General features: G+C 45.4%; 15 protein-coding genes and 1 pseudogene. 11 read left to right on the forward strand and 5 right to left on the reverse strand.

Translation table 11 applies throughout. From position 1 onward, the window contains the following. Positions 1–62 precede the first annotated feature (62 nt). The 10 genes and pseudogenes from HMPREF0860_RS10980 to HMPREF0860_RS11015 all read left to right on the forward strand — a co-directional run bounded on the left by HMPREF0860_RS10980 (position 63) and on the right by HMPREF0860_RS11015 (position 11053). A complete protein-coding gene (locus tag HMPREF0860_RS10980) occupies positions 63–953 on the forward strand; it encodes a carbohydrate ABC transporter permease (protein ID WP_021331201.1) in 891 nt (296 codons plus the stop codon). Beyond that, complete coding sequence (locus tag HMPREF0860_RS10985; RefSeq protein ID WP_021495778.1) at positions 950–1783, forward strand: carbohydrate ABC transporter permease; 834 nt, start codon at positions 950–952, stop codon at positions 1781–1783. The genes HMPREF0860_RS10980 and HMPREF0860_RS10985 overlap by 4 nt, the downstream gene beginning before the upstream one ends. Before the next feature lie 4 nt (positions 1784–1787). Next, the gene (locus HMPREF0860_RS10990; RefSeq protein WP_021331219.1) at positions 1788–3959 is read left to right on the forward strand and encodes a glycoside hydrolase family 31 protein; all 2172 of its coding nucleotides are present in this window, start codon (positions 1788–1790) and stop codon (positions 3957–3959) included. Positions 3960–4017: 58 nt separating this feature from the next. Further along, positions 4018–4881: a helix-turn-helix transcriptional regulator gene (locus HMPREF0860_RS13420; RefSeq protein ID WP_021331220.1), complete on the forward strand. Its 864-nt coding sequence runs from the start codon at positions 4018–4020 to the stop codon at positions 4879–4881. Between the two features lie 52 nt (positions 4882–4933). After that, the gene (locus tag HMPREF0860_RS11000) at positions 4934–6745 is read left to right on the forward strand and encodes an ABC transporter substrate-binding protein (protein ID WP_021495799.1); all 1812 of its coding nucleotides are present in this window, start codon (positions 4934–4936) and stop codon (positions 6743–6745) included. A 9-nt stretch (positions 6746–6754) separates the two neighbouring features. Next, positions 6755–7876 carry an ABC transporter permease gene (locus HMPREF0860_RS11005; RefSeq protein WP_021331208.1) on the forward strand — a complete coding sequence of 374 codons (1122 nt, stop codon included), beginning with the start codon at positions 6755–6757 and terminating at the stop codon, positions 7874–7876. A 7-nt stretch (positions 7877–7883) separates the two neighbouring features. Continuing rightward, complete coding sequence (locus HMPREF0860_RS14265) at positions 7884–8393, forward strand: hypothetical protein (RefSeq protein ID WP_021495792.1); 510 nt, start codon at positions 7884–7886, stop codon at positions 8391–8393. A 15-nt stretch (positions 8394–8408) separates the two neighbouring features. After that, positions 8409–9773, forward strand: a pseudogene (locus tag HMPREF0860_RS14270) (dipeptide/oligopeptide/nickel ABC transporter permease/ATP-binding protein); the annotation flags it as partial. Between the two features lie 60 nt (positions 9774–9833). Further along, complete coding sequence (locus HMPREF0860_RS14275) at positions 9834–10091, forward strand: oligopeptide/dipeptide ABC transporter ATP-binding protein (protein WP_342341902.1); 258 nt, start codon at positions 9834–9836, stop codon at positions 10089–10091. Beyond that, complete coding sequence (locus HMPREF0860_RS11015; RefSeq protein WP_021331226.1) at positions 10088–11053, forward strand: oligopeptide/dipeptide ABC transporter ATP-binding protein; 966 nt, start codon at positions 10088–10090, stop codon at positions 11051–11053. The genes HMPREF0860_RS14275 and HMPREF0860_RS11015 overlap by 4 nt, the downstream gene beginning before the upstream one ends. 304 nt (positions 11054–11357) lie before the next feature. On the opposite strand, the gene HMPREF0860_RS11020 is transcribed toward HMPREF0860_RS11015, so the two are convergent. Beyond that, entirely contained in the window at positions 11358–11699 is a 342-nt protein-coding gene (locus HMPREF0860_RS11020) for a Trp family transcriptional regulator (RefSeq protein ID WP_021331213.1), read from the reverse strand. An 85-nt stretch (positions 11700–11784) separates the two neighbouring features. Here HMPREF0860_RS11020 and HMPREF0860_RS11025 point away from each other — a divergent pair, with 85 nt between their 5' ends. Further along, a complete protein-coding gene (locus HMPREF0860_RS11025) occupies positions 11785–12057 on the forward strand; it encodes a hypothetical protein (RefSeq protein WP_021331216.1) in 273 nt (90 codons plus the stop codon). Between the two features lie 230 nt (positions 12058–12287). On the opposite strand, the gene HMPREF0860_RS11030 is transcribed toward HMPREF0860_RS11025, so the two are convergent. The 4 genes from HMPREF0860_RS11030 to HMPREF0860_RS11045 form a co-directional block, all read right to left on the reverse strand. Next, positions 12288–12548: a Txe/YoeB family addiction module toxin gene (locus HMPREF0860_RS11030; protein WP_021331225.1), complete on the reverse strand. Its 261-nt coding sequence runs from the start codon at positions 12546–12548 to the stop codon at positions 12288–12290. Beyond that, entirely contained in the window at positions 12548–12790 is a 243-nt protein-coding gene (locus HMPREF0860_RS11035; RefSeq protein WP_038081676.1) for a type II toxin-antitoxin system Phd/YefM family antitoxin, read from the reverse strand. The genes HMPREF0860_RS11030 and HMPREF0860_RS11035 overlap by 1 nt, the downstream gene beginning before the upstream one ends. A 381-nt stretch (positions 12791–13171) precedes the next feature. Continuing rightward, complete coding sequence (locus tag HMPREF0860_RS11040) at positions 13172–13561, reverse strand: hypothetical protein (RefSeq protein WP_021331224.1); 390 nt, start codon at positions 13559–13561, stop codon at positions 13172–13174. A 9-nt stretch (positions 13562–13570) separates the two neighbouring features. Further along, positions 13571–16348 carry an ankyrin repeat domain-containing protein gene (locus HMPREF0860_RS11045; RefSeq protein ID WP_021331211.1) on the reverse strand — a complete coding sequence of 926 codons (2778 nt, stop codon included), beginning with the start codon at positions 16346–16348 and terminating at the stop codon, positions 13571–13573. Positions 16349–16383: the final 35 nt, after the last annotated feature.

Here is a 16383-nt window from a genome sequence, read left to right on the forward strand (position 1 = left end):
GAGGAATGTGCTTAAAACGGCCGTGTTCGGCACATTCCGCATAGAAGTTGACTGGAGACAAAATGAAAAAACAAGCAACGGAACACCATATAGGTGCATATGTTTTTATTCTCCCGGCAGTGGCGTTTATGCTTTTTTTCGTAGGCTATCCTATCCTCTATAATATTATTATCAGTTTCAAAAAAGTCGACTTAATGACCTTAAGTTCCGGCGACAGCAGTTTTATCGGTCTTCAGAATTATTTTACTATTTTCAAAAATAGTGTTTTCAGAACATCGTTAAAAAATACTCTCTTTTTTTCTTTTATGTGTATTATTTTGCAATTTTTTATCGGATTTTCCCTTGCCTTATTTTTTAATCAGAATTTTCGAACGGCAAATTTTATACGGGGCCTTATTATGGTGGCATGGCTTATTCCGATTACCATAACGGCATTAAATGCCAAATTTATGTTTTCGATGCAAGGCGGAATTATCAATTATATCTTATTACGTTTTCATTTTATCAAAGAACCGATACCATGGCTCGTTGCTCCGCGGTCGGCAATGTGGAGCTTAATTTTAACTAATGTTTGGATAGGGATTCCTTTTAATATGATATTGCTTGTAACCGGGTTAAGTACCATTTCCGAGTACATATATGAAGCTGCGGACATTGATGGCGCGAAATGGTATCATAAGATTTGGTTTATTACAATTCCGGGCATAAAACATTCAATTTATGCAGTTCTTACCTTAGGTTTTATTTACACGTTTAAAGTTTTTGACCTCGTATTTATTATGACAAACGGCGGCCCTGTTAATGCAACGGAGGTAATGTCTACCTTGGCATACCGCTATTCGTTTAATCAATTTAACTTCGGTTTAGGTGCTTCAACCGCAAATATACTGTGTTTTATTTTATTATGCATCAGTATGCTGTATTTATATATTGTAAAAAAGGAAGAGCAATGAAAAATAAAAAAAATGAATGCATTTTAAACATCATTGCTATATGCATTGCCGTTCTTTTTTTATTTCCCGTATACTGGATTATCATCACTTCATTAAAGACCGAAAAAGAAATATTTCAAATTAATCTGACTTTTTTTCCAAAAGAACTCGTTTTTACTTCCTATATCGAACAATTTTCAAAGGGGGAATATAATTTATTAACCGGCTTTAAAAACAGTTTTATAGTCGCCTTTTTAACTATGGTTTTAACGGGTTTGTTAGCCGTTCCCGCCGCATACGGCTTGGCTCGGTTTAATATTATTTTTAAAGGAGCGTTTATACAGTCTTTTTTATTAACACAGCTGATGCCGGTAACATTATTGCTCACCCCGATGTTTATTATTTTTAAAAAAATAGACCTAATCGATACATATTTTGCACCTATCTTTGCTTCGTGCACTTCCGCAATTCCCTTTGCAGTGATTATTTTACGCCCTTATTTTTTATCCATTCCGCGCGAAATGGAAGATGTTGCTAAAATTGACGGGTGTAATATGTGGACGACTTTTTTACGAATAATCATTCCTATCTCATACCCCGGAATTATTATGGTAGGCGTTTTTTCTTTTTTATTCGGCTGGAGTGACTTGATCTATTCATTGACTTTTCTTTCCAGCCAAACAACGCGACCTATTAATGCCGGAATTTATAATTATATAGGTAAATACGGCATTCAATGGAATAACATAATGGCCTTCGGTACGGTTATTATCATTCCGGTTATTTTACTGTTCATATTTCTTCAAAAATATATAATAAGCGGCTTAACAAGCGGGTCTGTAAAGGAGTAACAAAATGAAAATGAGCGGAAAAAAATTATTAAATGAGCCGATAGACGTAAGCGGTCAATTTAATAATTTTGATAATACTTATTTTTATATTGAACGTCTTCTTTCTTTCGACATCAAGACGGGACAAGGCGTCTTGCTTGCCAAACGTTTTGTAAGAAAATACAGAATGAGCTTTAACTGTATTACCGCACCTCTGGAAAATATATCCCCATGGGAATTCCCGCCCGAGTATGAATGTACCGAAAGACTTTCTTTTTCAATAAGTTTTGTTTCCGACGGCATAGTGCGCATACAGTATTTTCCCAAAGAAAAAAGAAAGGTAAATACAGAGGAGTTAATGTTGATAAAAAAGATAGAAGCCGACACTCCCGAGAATATATATGAAGATGAACAAAGAATAACGTACACAAATAAAAAACACAGAGTCGTTCTTGTAAAAAATCCCTTTCACATTGAAATATATGATTTACAGGGTAACAGCATTATAAAAACCGTTCATTATGAAGATAATACAGCTTTGGATAACAGTTACAGCACACCGATTTGTTATGCAAAAAATGTACAGTCTTTACAAAAAACATCCGCATTTTCTTTTTCCTTAGACTATAATGAGGGAATTTTCGGATGCGGAGAATCTTTTACCGGACTAAACAAACGCGGACAAAAAATCAATTTATCAACATACGATGCTTTAGGAGCCCAAAGTACGGAAATGTATAAACCGATACCTTTTTTTATGAGCAGTAAAGGATACGGTATTTTTGTACATTCTACAGCTGCTATGACATTTGATTTCGGTAATTCGTATGATCAAACGGCCTCTCTCTATATAGACGATAATGTTGATATTTTTATTTTTACAGGCACTCCGAAAGAGATTCTGTATAATTATACCGATTTAACCGGCCGTTCCCCCATGCTCCCAAACTGGAGTTTCGGACTGTGGATGAGCCGTATTACATATAAATCCGAAGAAGAGGTTCGCAATGTTGCCGAAAAGCTGCGATGTCTAAAAATACCCTGCGATGTTATTCACTTGGATACGGGATGGTTTGAAGACGACTGGAAATGCAATTATAAATTTTCTCATACGCGATTTAACGATCCCCAAAAAATGATAGCCGATTTGAGAGAACAAGGGTTTCATATTTCTCTTTGGCAATTACCTTATTTTACGCCGACCAATGAATTATATGATGAAATAATACAAAATAATTATGCCGTTTTTGATTCGGACGGTTTCTTGCCGACGGAAGATGCTGTCCTTGATTTCAGTAATCCCGATGCAAAAAAATGGTATGAAAAAAAGCTGAAAACATTATTTGATATCGGTGTCGAAGCAATAAAAGCCGACTTTGGAGAAGCTGCTCCGGTACACGGTGTATATTATTCAAAGCAAAGCGGAAAATATGAACACAATTTATATCCGCTTCGTTATAATCAAACAGTATTTGAAGCAACAAAGCAGGCAACCGGAGCCGGCATCATTTGGGGACGAAGCGCTTGGGCGGGAAGTCAGCGTTATCCCCTGCATTGGGCAGGAGATGCGGAAATAACCGATTCGGCAATGGCTGCAACCTTGCGGGCGGGACTTTCTTTAGGTTTATGCGGATTTACTTTTTGGAGTCATGATATAGGCGGTTTTACGCAGCGTTCTCCTGAAGACTTATATTTGCGGTGGCTCGCCTTCGGCATGTTGACTTCACACAGCAGGTGTCACGGACAGCCTCCGAAAGAACCGTGGGAATACGGCGAGGAATTTACCGATATGTTCAGAAAAATCGTTGAATTCAAATATAGCTTATTACCTTATATTCTGGAGCAATCTTTAGAGAGCCTTGAAAAAGGATTTCCTTTATTAAGAACGCTGTTTTTCGAATATCCGGATGATAAAACGGCATGGTATATTGACGATGAATACTTTTTCGGCGATAAAATCCTTGTTGCCCCAATATTTAAATCAGGTGTAAAGCAACGAGATGTATATTTGCCTAGCGGAGAATGGGTTCATTATTTTACAAAAGAAATTTTTCAGGGACGGCAATGGCATTCCATTAATATCGACACATTGCCGATTGTCATTATGGTAAAAAAAGGATCTAAAATCAAATACGTTCCACCGGCCCAAGCTATCGACCAAACGGATTGGAATCAGATATACGAAAAAAGCTTTTAATTTTTGCTTTTCTTTCACTCCTTGACTTTTTGTGAACCTACGATAGTATAATATTTTTATGAAAATAAAAGATGCCGTATATGTATACCGTCTGTTTTCGGGAGAACGGTTACAATGGCACGGCCGCTATCATGTACACGGGGCTTCAGAATTTGAAGTACATGTTTTTCTTGAGGGTACGGGCTCTTTTTTGCAAAATACGGCAAAGTATCCCATAGAGCCGGGAAAAGTATTTTTAAGCGGAGCATATGATTTTCATTCTATCTTACCGGAAGCTGTTATCAAGCCGATAACGTACTATGCGTTTTTGTTTTCGGTTGAAGATCAAGACGAACTATCGCAAAGCCTTTATCGAATACTGTCTTTTTCGTTAAAAAAACATCGCGTATTCGTTTCCGTTGATATACATATACGTTTTCAGCTTGAAGAAATTTATACGCTTGCAAAATCTCCGGAAGTTCATCTTAATCGTGCGGCCGAATACTTGCTGGCGAGCTTTATATTCAGATGGTTTGATGCGGATAAAGATACTTATATTGAAAAAACACGTTTAACCGATAAAAAACAATCCATTATCATAGTGCGTGCCATACAATATATGGAAAAAGCCGTAAATACAAACCTCAAAGTAAAAAATTTGGCAAAAAAATTGAATATATCTCCCGAATATTTTATACGTCTTTTTCGGGGTGAAGTACATACGACTCCGCATCGTTATTTTAATCATTTAAAAATAAGCGCTGCAACAGGCTATTTGACGGCAACCGATAAATCGATCAAGGAAATCGCGCATATTTTAGGCTTTGACAATCAATTTTCATTTTCGGCTATTTTCAAAAAGTACATAGGGATTTCACCCTCGGAGTACCGCAATATTTATTTCCAAAAAAAAGATTTAATCATAAGCGATGATATTATATAAGACGAAAACCCTCGCAAGTTGACGTGTTCTTTTCAATGTGCGACAATAAGCTATGAAGCGTATAGCGATATTTGCCGCCACTTTGATTTGCATCTGTACTTCGTGTACGCGCGTTCCCGAAATGACCGAAAAAGAAATCGATTCGGCGATCGAAGCGATGAACGGCGAAATGCTTTCGCACACTTGCTCGAAGCCGTGGACGGGCGGCTCCTATGTTCCGGGAAGGGCGGGCGGTACGTGGTACGATTCGGTTATGACCGATCCGAAAACGTTCAATCACTATATCGCCGAGCGCGATGCATCGTCGAGTTCCCTTATCGCGCAGACGACCGATTTTCTTTTCGATTACGATCCGACGCTTCGAAAGTGGTCGCCGCGCGCCGCCTCTTACGCGATCGACATCGACAAGCAAAAAGGAACGCTTACGCTGCACTGTACGCTCCGTGACGATATGTACTGGACGTATTACGATTCGCCTGAAAGGATTCCCGTTACGAGCGACGATGTCGTTTTTTGGTATGATGAAATTGCGGGTGACAAAGCCTTTCAAAGCTCAGGTTATCCGCAGCAGTTTATGACGATGGACGACGGTTCCGTCCGCCATATCGATATCGTAAAAATCGATGAAAAGCGTTTCGATTTTCTGTTTCCGCGCATCGTCGCCGAACCCATCCTTGCAGTCAATATGAATATCTGTCCGTCTTTTATCTATCGTCCGGCAAAAGAGGCAGGCGGCGTCGACGCTGTAAAAAATCTTTTCAGCATCGCGTCTTCTCCGCGATCTCTCCCTTCGGCGGGCAAATGGTATATCGCAGAATATGCGCCTTCTCAGCGCATCGTGCTCAAGCGCAATCCTCACTATTGGAATAAAGATGCAAACGGAGTCGCGGAACCATATCCCGAAGAAAAAGTTTTGCAGATCGTCGGAGATCAAAACACGGATTATCTTTTGTTCCGTCAGGGAAAACTCGAAACGTATCAGCTCCGTCCCGAAGATGTAAACGAAGCGGTCGCCGATCAAAGAGATTTTACGGTATTCAACGCCGAAGGCTCTCTCGGATCTTCTCTGTGGTCGTTCAATCAAAATCCCGTAAACGAAGAAAAACCTTTTTATTCGTGGTTTACAAAAAAGGAATTCCGTCAGGCGATGAGCTGCCTTTTAAATCGCGAGCGCATCATCGTGCAGACGTATCGGGGACTTGCCGAGCCGATGTACTATTTTTTCTCTCGTGCAAATCCGTACTACAACCCCGACATCACGCTCCGTTGGCGTTATGACATCGACGAAGCACGGAAATTATTAAAAAAATGCGGCATGGAAGAGAAGGGCGGCGTTCTCTATGATTCGAAAGGCGCTCTTGTCGAATTCGATTTGGCGATTCCGTCTACGAGTACGCTTGCAAACGATATCGCGCAGATCATCGCCGACGAATGCGCAAAGGCGGGCATAAAGGTAAACGTCCGCCAAGTCGATTTTCAGAAGCTCGTCGAATCTTTGACGGCAACTTACGATTGGCAATCGGTGATCATCGCGCTCGGCACCCCTCTTTTTCCGTCGCAGGGGAGCAACGTGTGGCCCTCGTCCGGAAACCTGCACTTGTGGCACCCGCTGCAGGCGGCTCCCGCCACCGAATGGGAAGCGCGTATCGACTATCTCTATAATAAGGGAAACTATACGATAGATCGGGATGCGGCCTTTGCGATTTGGAACGAATACCAGCGGATTTTGCTCGACGAGTGTCCCGTCATCTATCTCGTCCGCCCCCGGAGCTTTTTTGCGATTCGAAACCGGTGGAATCACTCGAACGTGTATTACGACAATTTGAACGGCGCGATGCTCGATTACGTTTTTTTAAAACAATAGGACACTGTGATGCGTAGTACGGATAAAATCAATATTAACAATATAATCGCCGGCGCCTTCGGCTCGCTTTCGTTTCCGTGGCGGAGGTTTCGAAAAACCTTTCCGCTCGCGTCGTATATAAGCGCCCGTTTTATCACGATGCTTGCCCTTCTTTTTTTGCTCGGCCTTTCGATGTTCGCTCTGATGGCGCTCGCTCCCGGCGATATCGTCGACCGGATGATGACGCAGCAGATCATGTCGAGTGCGCAAAGCGCTCCTTCAGCTTCCGGCGCAAAAGCCGACAACGCCTTTTCTTCCGAACAGATGGCATCCCTCCGCGCGGAGTACGGACTCGACCGTCCCTTTTTCGTGCAGTATTGGAAGTGGCTCGGCCGCGTCGTCGTTCATCGCGATTTGGGCGTGTCTCTCGTTTCTCGCGCACCGGTTTCGTTTTTAATAAAATCGCGCCTTGTCAATTCCGTCGTGCTGAATCTCATTTCGCTCGTGTGCATTACCTTTACGTCTTTTTTGCTCGGCGTCTACCTTTCAAGCAAAGCGGGTACGAAACTCGACACGGCGGTAACTTTCGTCGCGCTTTTTTTTCACGCGTTTCCGGGCATACTGCTTTTGATTTTGCTGCAGCTCTTCGCATCGGCTACCGGTCTTTTTCCGGTGACCGCTTATCCCGATTTTCCGTTTTCGCTCTCTCCCGGACGATTTGCGCTTTCTTATATGCATCACACATTTCTTCCGCTCTTCGCTTCGTTTTTGGGCGGCACCGTCGCCACGCTCCGCATGATACGCGCGACGATGCTCGATCAAATGGGAATGCCCTATATCACCGCTTTGAGATCCCGCGGTACGAGCGAAAAGAGGGTGTACTTCAATCACGCGTTCCGCAATACGCTCAATCCGTATATCACGGGAAGCGCGAATTTGCTTGCGGGTCTTTTTTCCGGTTCTCTCGTGCTTGAAATCATCTTCTCGTATCCGGGCATCGGGCGTCTTATGTATGAAGCGGTTTTGCAGGAAGATATCAATCTCGTACTTGCGAACAGTATGTTTATTTCGTTTCTCGTTCTCGTCGGTATGATCGCTTCCGATATCGCGCTCGCCTTTGTCGATCCGCGCATCCGCTACGGAAGTCAATGAGGCGCGCATGAAAAAATTTATTAATTTTTTAAAGACGAAACGCATCGCATTCGCTTCGCTTATCGTCATTGTGATTTTATACGCCGTAATGCTCTTTGCGGAATTCGTTGCGCCCTATCCCGCATCGATGAGCTTCGGCCGCGATACCTTTCATCCTGCGAACATCCGCATAACGAAACGGGGAATCGCAGCACAGGAATGCCGCGTCCTCGATCCCGTTTCGTGGAAATACGCGCGCGTCAAAGGAAAGTACCGAACGGTAAAGTTTTTTGTAAAAGGCGAATCTTACAAATTGTTCGGGTTTATTCCGTGCAGCCGACACCTTTTCGGCACGATCCCCGACGAAAAGGGCGAACGCTATCCCGTTTTCATCCTCGGCGCCGACAATCTCGGCCGCGATCTTTTTTCGCGCATCGTCTACGGAAGCCGCATTTCCCTTACGATAGGTTTTGCCGCATCCGCCGTTTCGCTCCTGCTCGCCGTCCTTTTGGGCGGGCTTGCGGGCTTTTACGGATGAGCTGCGGACTGGAGCCTCATGCGACTTGCGGAATTTTTTATGCTCATTCCGAGCCTGTATCTCATTTTATTTTTGCGCTCGCTTTTGCACACGCAGACGGACAGCGGTACTTCTTACGCGCTCATCACGCTGATCCTCGCTTTCGTCGGCTGGCCGTCGAGCGCCCGGACAATACGCGGCATGGTGCATGCGATAAAGCGTGAAGACTTTATTCTCAACGCGCGTCTTGAGGGAATCCCGCCGGCAGTTATCATCTTCGGCCACATCATACCGCAGACGGCGAGCCTTCTTATCGTAAGCGTTGCGCTCAGCGTACCGGGCTTTATCATGAGCGAAACGACGCTTTCATACCTCGGACTGGGTATCAGCGATCCTGCCGTCAGCTGGGGCTCGCTCATCAACCGCAATATTTCAACGCTTTCGAACCTGCAAAATTATCCGTGGCTGCTCGCGCCGGTGCTTTTGCTTTTGACAGTAACGCTCGCGTTCAATTTTTTAGGCGACGCGCTCCGCGATTACTTCGATCCGTATCACGCGGTTTTCGCCGGAAAAAAGTTTCGGCGAAAAAAAGTGCAGGCTTTCGGCGAGATCAGCCGTACCGCTCCCTCCGCTTTCGACATAGGCGCGGCGGATGATGCGGAAGCTCGGCCTGCATCGTGCGGAACTCAGCCTGAAAACGATTCGATCGCCTCCGTATCCGCTCCCGATGTGCAAAGTGCGTATCCGGCGGCACGCAATTTTCTTTCGGTCGAAAATCTTTCGGTTACCTTTACCGTTTTCCGTGAAGGAAAACGCATCGATGTTTTTGCCGTGCGCGGAGTTTCGTTTTCGATGCAAAGGGGCGAAGTGCTCGGCATCGTAGGAGAGTCGGGAAGCGGCAAATCAGTGACGGTAAGTGCGATCCCGGATCTCCTTCCGCAAAACGCGTTTCTATCGGGACGCGTGTATTTCGAAGGGACGGAATTATCTGCGCTCGGTGAAAAAGAACTGAGGGCATTCCGCGGTAAAAAAATCGGCATGATTTTTCAAGAGCCCGCGCTTTCCTTTGATCCGCTGCAAACCGTCGGAAGCGTGTTTTTCGAAGCGCTGCGCACGATTGACAAAAGCTGTACAAAGGATGCTGCGTATGAAAAAGCTGAAGCGCTCTTGAAAGAAGTAGGGCTTCCCGATCCGCGAAAGAGGCTTGCAAGTTATCCGCACCAATTTTCGGGCGGCCAGCTGCAAAGGATCGGCATAGCGCTCGCTCTCGCACAGGGCTGCGAACTGCTCATTGCGGACGAGCCGACGACAGCCCTAGACGTGACGATTCAAGCGCAGATCGTTTCGCTTCTTATGCGCCTGCAAAAAGAAAGGGGACTTTCGGTCATCTTTATCAGCCACAATATCGACATCGTTTCGCGCATCGCAGACCGCATCATCGTCATGTACGGCGGAAAAGTGATGGAAGAGGGTAGTGCCGAATCGATCGTGCGATCCCCCCGCCATCCGTATACGAAAGCGCTCCTCGCATCTTCCGCAAACTTCGGCATGCATTATACGAAAGAGCGCATGAAATCGATTCCGGGAAAAGTATGCGATCCGTCCGCACCCGAGCGGGGCTGCCCCTTTGCTCCGAGATGCGCCTTTGTGCGCTCATCCTGCGCCACCGACGGAAGGTCGTGCCCTGAGATGAAAATCGACGGAGGAGCAAAAAAATGAGCGGCGCGATAATCGAAGTACGGCATCTTTCTAAAACGTTCAGCTTCGAAGCGGGATTTTTTGCGCGCGGAGAACGGACGGTGTACGCGGTAAACGACGTATCCTTTTCGATACAACGAGGATCGACATACGGATTGGTCGGAGAATCGGGCTGCGGCAAAACGACGACGGCGCGCCTTTTGGTCGGCATGTACTCACCGACATCGGGGGAAATACGCTATGCGCCGGAAGCGGGAGAAGCGCGGAACATCGCATCGTACACGAAAAACGAAATGCGCGCTTACCGCGAAAAAGTAAAATATATCTTTCAGGATCCCGCACGTTCGCTCAATCCGCGTATGAACGTTTTTGAAATTATGACCTCTCCGCTTCGCTATTCGTCGAAACGGCGTGGAAAAGACGATGCAAAAGAAAGGGCGGTAAAAATTATTAAAGAAGTCGGCATGAGCGAAGCCGACCTTTTCCGCCGTCCGTCGGAATTTTCAGGCGGACAGCGGCAGCGCATTTCGATTGCGCGCGCACTTATCATGGAACCAGAAGCGCTCATCTGCGACGAAGTGATTTCGGCGCTCGACGTTTCGATTCAGGGACAGATCATCAATCTGCTCGACGATCTTCGAAAAACGCGGAGTTTAAGTTTTTTGTTTATCACGCACGATTTGAAAGCCGCTTCTTATTTTTGCGATGTGATCGGCGTCATGTACCGCGGCATCCTCGTCGAAGAAGCTCCTGCCGCCGATCTGTATGAGACGAAATTGCATCCGTATACGAAGCTTTTGTTCGACGGCGCGCTCGGAAAAGAAGCGGCATCGAACGCGGAAGTAAAGACGACGCTCGAAGCCGAAAAGGGCTGTCCCTTTGCGTACCGCTGTCCTCATGCGGAAAAAGCGTGCTGTGAAACACTTCCCGAATTGACGGAAACGGAAAGCGGTCACCGCGTGCGCTGCCTTCTCGTACAGTAGCGGCTGCTTCCTTAAAATGCGGCATTGCAGAAAATGTCGATTTTCGAAAATGCCGCATTAGTGCGCAAGCGCGCACACGTACATCCGCGAGTTTTCGGAAGAAAACTCGAAATTAAATTGAACGGCGCTATCTCAGACGTTCAATTTAAACCTTCCTTAAAATTGCACAGCGAGTAAATCTTCAGATTTAGGAGCGCGCAATTCGTGCGCGCACACGTTCGATTTTGTGCGCGCCGTGCGAAGCGGATGCCGTGCGATTTTGCCGCCGGTATGTATGCGACGGGCAAAGTCGGCCGCCGACTTCCTATTTCGTTTGCGTTTGTTTGCTTTTTAATTTTTCGAGCATGCGGCGGAACGCGCTTCCGTCTTTGTGCAATTCGCGCGATCCCCTCGTGATTTTGCACAGCGACATACCGAATCTCCTTGCAATCTCCCGCTGCGTCGTACCCTTATCGATTTCTTTGACGAGAAGCCATCTGTTTGCAAAGTCCTTCCGTTCCGCAGGTGTAAAAAGACAGCCGAAAAAATCGCGGATAAAGCGCTCGTCGTCCGTTTCGGCGATGAGACGGCAGAGCTCCAAAAAACTTTCTTCGAGCGATTTTTGTGCCGTTCCTTTTTTTGTTTTTTTTACCGCCTGTGTGCTCATAACCCGTTTCCGCCCCTGAGTTGAAATCCTATGCATAGTATCATGAAAGCTTGTAAAAGTCCAATATCTTGTGTAATATGTCCCCATGACCGATGCTTTAACTTCTCTCGAGCGGCAATACGACGAATGTTTTGAAGGCGAACTGCGCATGCTCGCCCGTCGTCGTGAACAGGATAAGGATTTGACGATCGAAACGCTCGAGATGACGCTCAATGTGCTGTATGAAATCGACGGAAACAATTGGCAAGGACGCAGCGCCGTCGTACAGCGCGCCCTCGACGCGCAGATCGATGCATATGAAAAATTTATCAACGATTGGAAAAAAGAAAAAGATAGCGGGCAGGCTCATTCAGGGTAATGTGAATACAGCTTGTATTTGATTATATTCTCTTAAAGAAACATAATTCGAGTTTATTTTTGTGTTAAAATCATCTAATAAAATATATGTGCCCTTTGTAATTATTTCTTAATTAGTATTATCCAATATTCTTTTTTGAAATCCTAAACCTCCCCCAAAAGCGATAATAGCGATTCCTAAGTATATAACTAATGGATGATTTTCTATTTAATCTAACAACATTACCTTTATTAAACATTATGAGTCCACATTCTTAGAATACGAACGGTATTTTCTTTTTCGAAAACTTCATATACCAAACGGTGCCGTATATTAATTCTTCTTGAATATTTTCCTGTCAAATCACCGACTAACTTTTCGTAAGGCGGAGGATTTTCAAAAGGATTGTTCTTTATAATTTCAATTAAATGTTTTACCGTTTGTTTCAGATTTGCCTGTTCAATTTTTTTACTGTCTTTCGCCGCCTGTTTTGAATAAACTACAGTCCACATTACCAGTCAAGTTCCTTAATGCTCTCTTCCAATGGTTCGTTACTTGCTTCAATGATTAATTCTCTCATTCCCGGAATAGAGCACAAGTACAAGGTTTCTTGAATTGCATTCCAGTCGTCCTCTGAAATTAAAACCGCATTATTTCTTTTACCGGAAATTATAATCGGTTCATGACAATCTTTTGTTCTGTCAATTAAATTATAAAGGTTTGTTCTGGCTGCCGTCGCTGTTATTACTGCCATTTACATACCTCCCTCATAGTATAAACGTACGAATAATCGTACGTTATGTCAAGAAGCTGTCTCAAAAGTCGATTCCCTTTTCGGCAGCCCCTTATGCGTATGCTTCTATTTCCGCGGCCGCTCTTTTGATTGCATAAATATATTATACTGATGCATATTTATACAATCAAAAAAATCGACAGAAATAGCGGCGATCCCGTTAAAACAGGTCGATTTTCAGCGTTTTTTTACAAATTTACAAAAAAAATTATTAATTTTTGATGTTCGTAAAATTGCATAAATATGCATCCTACACTCGGCGTATAGGGTAAACGGTTTTTATCCTTAATACCTTGTATTTATCAAATTTGAAAACTGCGTTATGTGTTTTTACAATCAAATCTAATTTATGTCATCAGATACATAAATTGCTTTTCCTGAAACATTTTTTGCAGTAACGGGAATATACACACCGTAGCTTATAATACCACCGCTGTTTGAAGTACCGACATTTTCCAAAATTATCCCATTCGCCCCGATCTTTGCAGCTTGTTTCTTTAATTCCGCTATTGCATAATTTAAATCACCTTGTTCGGTCCATCCTAAATCGCTGGAAGCCGTCACAATTCCAATGACTTCATATTTTGGCGGTGCTTCCGTATAAATTACGACATTTTCAGGATTCGTTGCTGTTCTTTTGGTTCCGGTAATTAATGCGCTTCCGGTTGCACAAGAAAATAAAACCGTAACTGAAAAAATACAAAAAAATAAAACAATAAACATTTTTTTCATTTTTCTTTCCTATCGCTTTGCGTTTTCCGCAGCTTTCAATACGTTTGCCGCATCGTTTCGCTTCCAGCGGAGAGCCGTCATATACGGCGTTTCGCCTGAAATATTTTTTGCGTTTGCGTCGAGTCCGTATGCGAGGAGTTTTCGTATCGTGTCAGCCGATGCCGTGCGTGCCGCGTAGTGCAGGAGCGTATTGCCTTGTATATCGGATTTCGTTCCGGCATATTTTGCTATATCGGCAAGTATACGCTCTTCGCTTGCAAGCGCGATCGTTGCCGCGTTCCGCCCTTTTTTGTCAATCGATGAAAAAGGATTCGCGCCGTTTTGCAGTAAAATGCGCGCATAGTTTTCATCGTTGTTTTCGACCGCATAACCGAGCGGTGTCATGCCTTCGGCATTGCGCGTGTCGAAGGGATAGCCGAGAGAGGCAAGCAGGGAAAGAATTCGAAGCGGTCCCTTTGCCTGAACGATTATGTGAAAAGGCGTATTGCCGTCGCTGTCGGTTATCGTCCTGTCGTTTCCGAGCACGGTTTTTACGATGCCGTCGCTTTTGTCAAACGCAAGTGAAAAGGGCGTGTTTCCGTTTTTGTCGCGGGAGAGCGCTTTACCTCCTGCATCGCGCACCAAAGCGATGATGCGTACGTCTCCTGTCAGCACCGCTTCGTGATATGCGTTCCGTCCGTTGATTTCCTGAATCTGGGGATTCGCTTTATTTGAAAGCAGCATCGAGATGACGCCTGTGTTTTGCCCTTTGATCGCATCTATGAGGATCGTTCGTCCCGTGTTGTCGCTTGCGTTTATATCGGCTCCGGAATCGATTAATAATTTCGCCGTCGAAAGTTTTCCCGCAAGCACGGCTTCCGAAAGCGCGGATTTTCCTGCAACGTTTTGCGCATTTACGTCGATGCCGAGCTGTACGAGTTCCCGCACGGACGCATCGGCATCCCAGCGGACGGCGGTATGAAGCGGACTGCTTCCGAAATTGTCGCGCGCTTTTATCGACGAGCCGCCTTTTACGATGAGGGCGATCATAGCCGGATCGTTCGTCTTTGCCGCACTGAAAAGGGGAGTTTCACCGTTTGCGTTTTTTGCTTCGGGATTTGCTCCCTTTTCGATGAGTGACACGACTGCAGCTTTCAGTCCCCATTCGACTGCGTAGTGCAGAGCAGTGTTGCCGCTTCCGTCGGTCGCACTGATCGTGCGCGATGTGATGAGCCAGCCTTGCGTATCGCCTCCTTTTTTGAGCGCAAGGTGGAGCGGCGAATCGTTGGCGTTGTTTGTCGAAAATATATCGGCATTTTTTGCAAGCAAAAGTTCGCCGATTTTTTTATTGTTCCTTTCGACTGCGAGATAGAGTGCGTTGTTGCCGTCTTTGTTTCGCGCGTTTATATCGTCGGTGAGACTTACGAGGTAGCGGATCTGTTCGATCTGTGCGCCGACGATGATCGCCGTGTGAAGCGGCGTGTTGCCGTTCGAATCGTGTGAAAACGCGTTCGTCCGGTTGACGAGCATTTCGAGCATGGCCTGTCCGTCTTTGAACGCGAGAGTGAGGGGAGTGTCTCCCGCTTTATCGGCGGAATTGATGTCGGCGCCGCGGTCGGCATAGAATTTGACGTGGGCGAAATTGCGTTTTTGTACCGCAATCAAAAGAGGTGAAACGCCGTCTTTGTTCCGCGCGTTTACATCCGCCCCGGATGCGACAAGCAGTTCGAGGATAGCGGGAGAGAGAGATGTCATCGTCGCCGTGTGCAGTACGGTATCGCCGTAAGCGTCTTTTTTTGTGGTGTCGGCTTTGTGCGCGATGAGGATGCGGTACATCGCTTCGCGCTTATCTTCGGGAATGACAAGCATGACGGGCGTTTTTCCGAGATTGTCTTCCGCGTTTACGTCAGCTCCGCTTTCGAGCAGCGCTTTTGCGATATCGATGTCGCCGTAACGCACGGCTTCGTGAAGCGGTGTTGCGCCGGTTATGTCCTGTGCCGATGTAACGGCGCCGTTTACAAGGAGATAGCGCGCGATGCTTTTGTGATGCTTTATCGACGCGATGTGGAGCGGTGTCTGCCCGTCGCCGAATCGGTAATTGACGTTGCGTTCGGAAACTGCGGTTTGAAAATACGAAAATTGTACATTGTTCGTTTCGGCTCCCGCCGTTATTAAATCGGCTGCGATGGCGACGGATTTTTCGTCGCCGGAATCTTCGAGCGCGATGTCGAGCGGCGTTTTTCCCGCATTGTTTTGTACGGAAACGGGAATGCCTTTTTTGATGCACGCGCGTACGGCGCTCTCGTTTTTCAGCGCGGCGCAATAGTGGACGATCGTGTTGCCGTCCGTATCGCGTTCTCTTCCGGTTTTTTGCGTGATAAACGCCGTTTCGTAGACATCGCTTTTTTCCAATCCCGCTTCGAATGCCGTTTTTCCGTCCGCATTGTGTACGAAAACACCGCTTCCGTTTTCGGCAAAAACTCGTGCTGCGCTTAAGCTGTCATTTTTGATTGCGGCATGCAGAGGTGTATCTCCGTCGGAATTGATTTTTGTGTCGTCGGCGCCTTTTATCAATAAAAAGAGTGCTAAATCCGCATCATCGACGATCGCGGCTGCATGGAGCGGCGTATTTCCCGATGCGCCGGTTTCGTTTATATCGTATTTCGATTGGAAAAGGCTTTTCGCTTCGTTTCCTTTGCCGCTTAAAATCAATGCGACGACGGATCTTTCTTTGGGTGTCGACGTACATGCAAATATAACAAAGCAGAAAATGAATGAGGCAGCGTATGTGAGTGTCTTTTTAATCATCGTATTTTCTCCCGATAGATTTCTTTTTAGAATAT

This window comes from Treponema socranskii subsp. socranskii VPI DR56BR1116 = ATCC 35536 (genome assembly GCF_000468115.1).
Lineage (GTDB): Bacteria > Spirochaetota > Spirochaetia > Treponematales > Treponemataceae > Treponema_D > Treponema_D socranskii.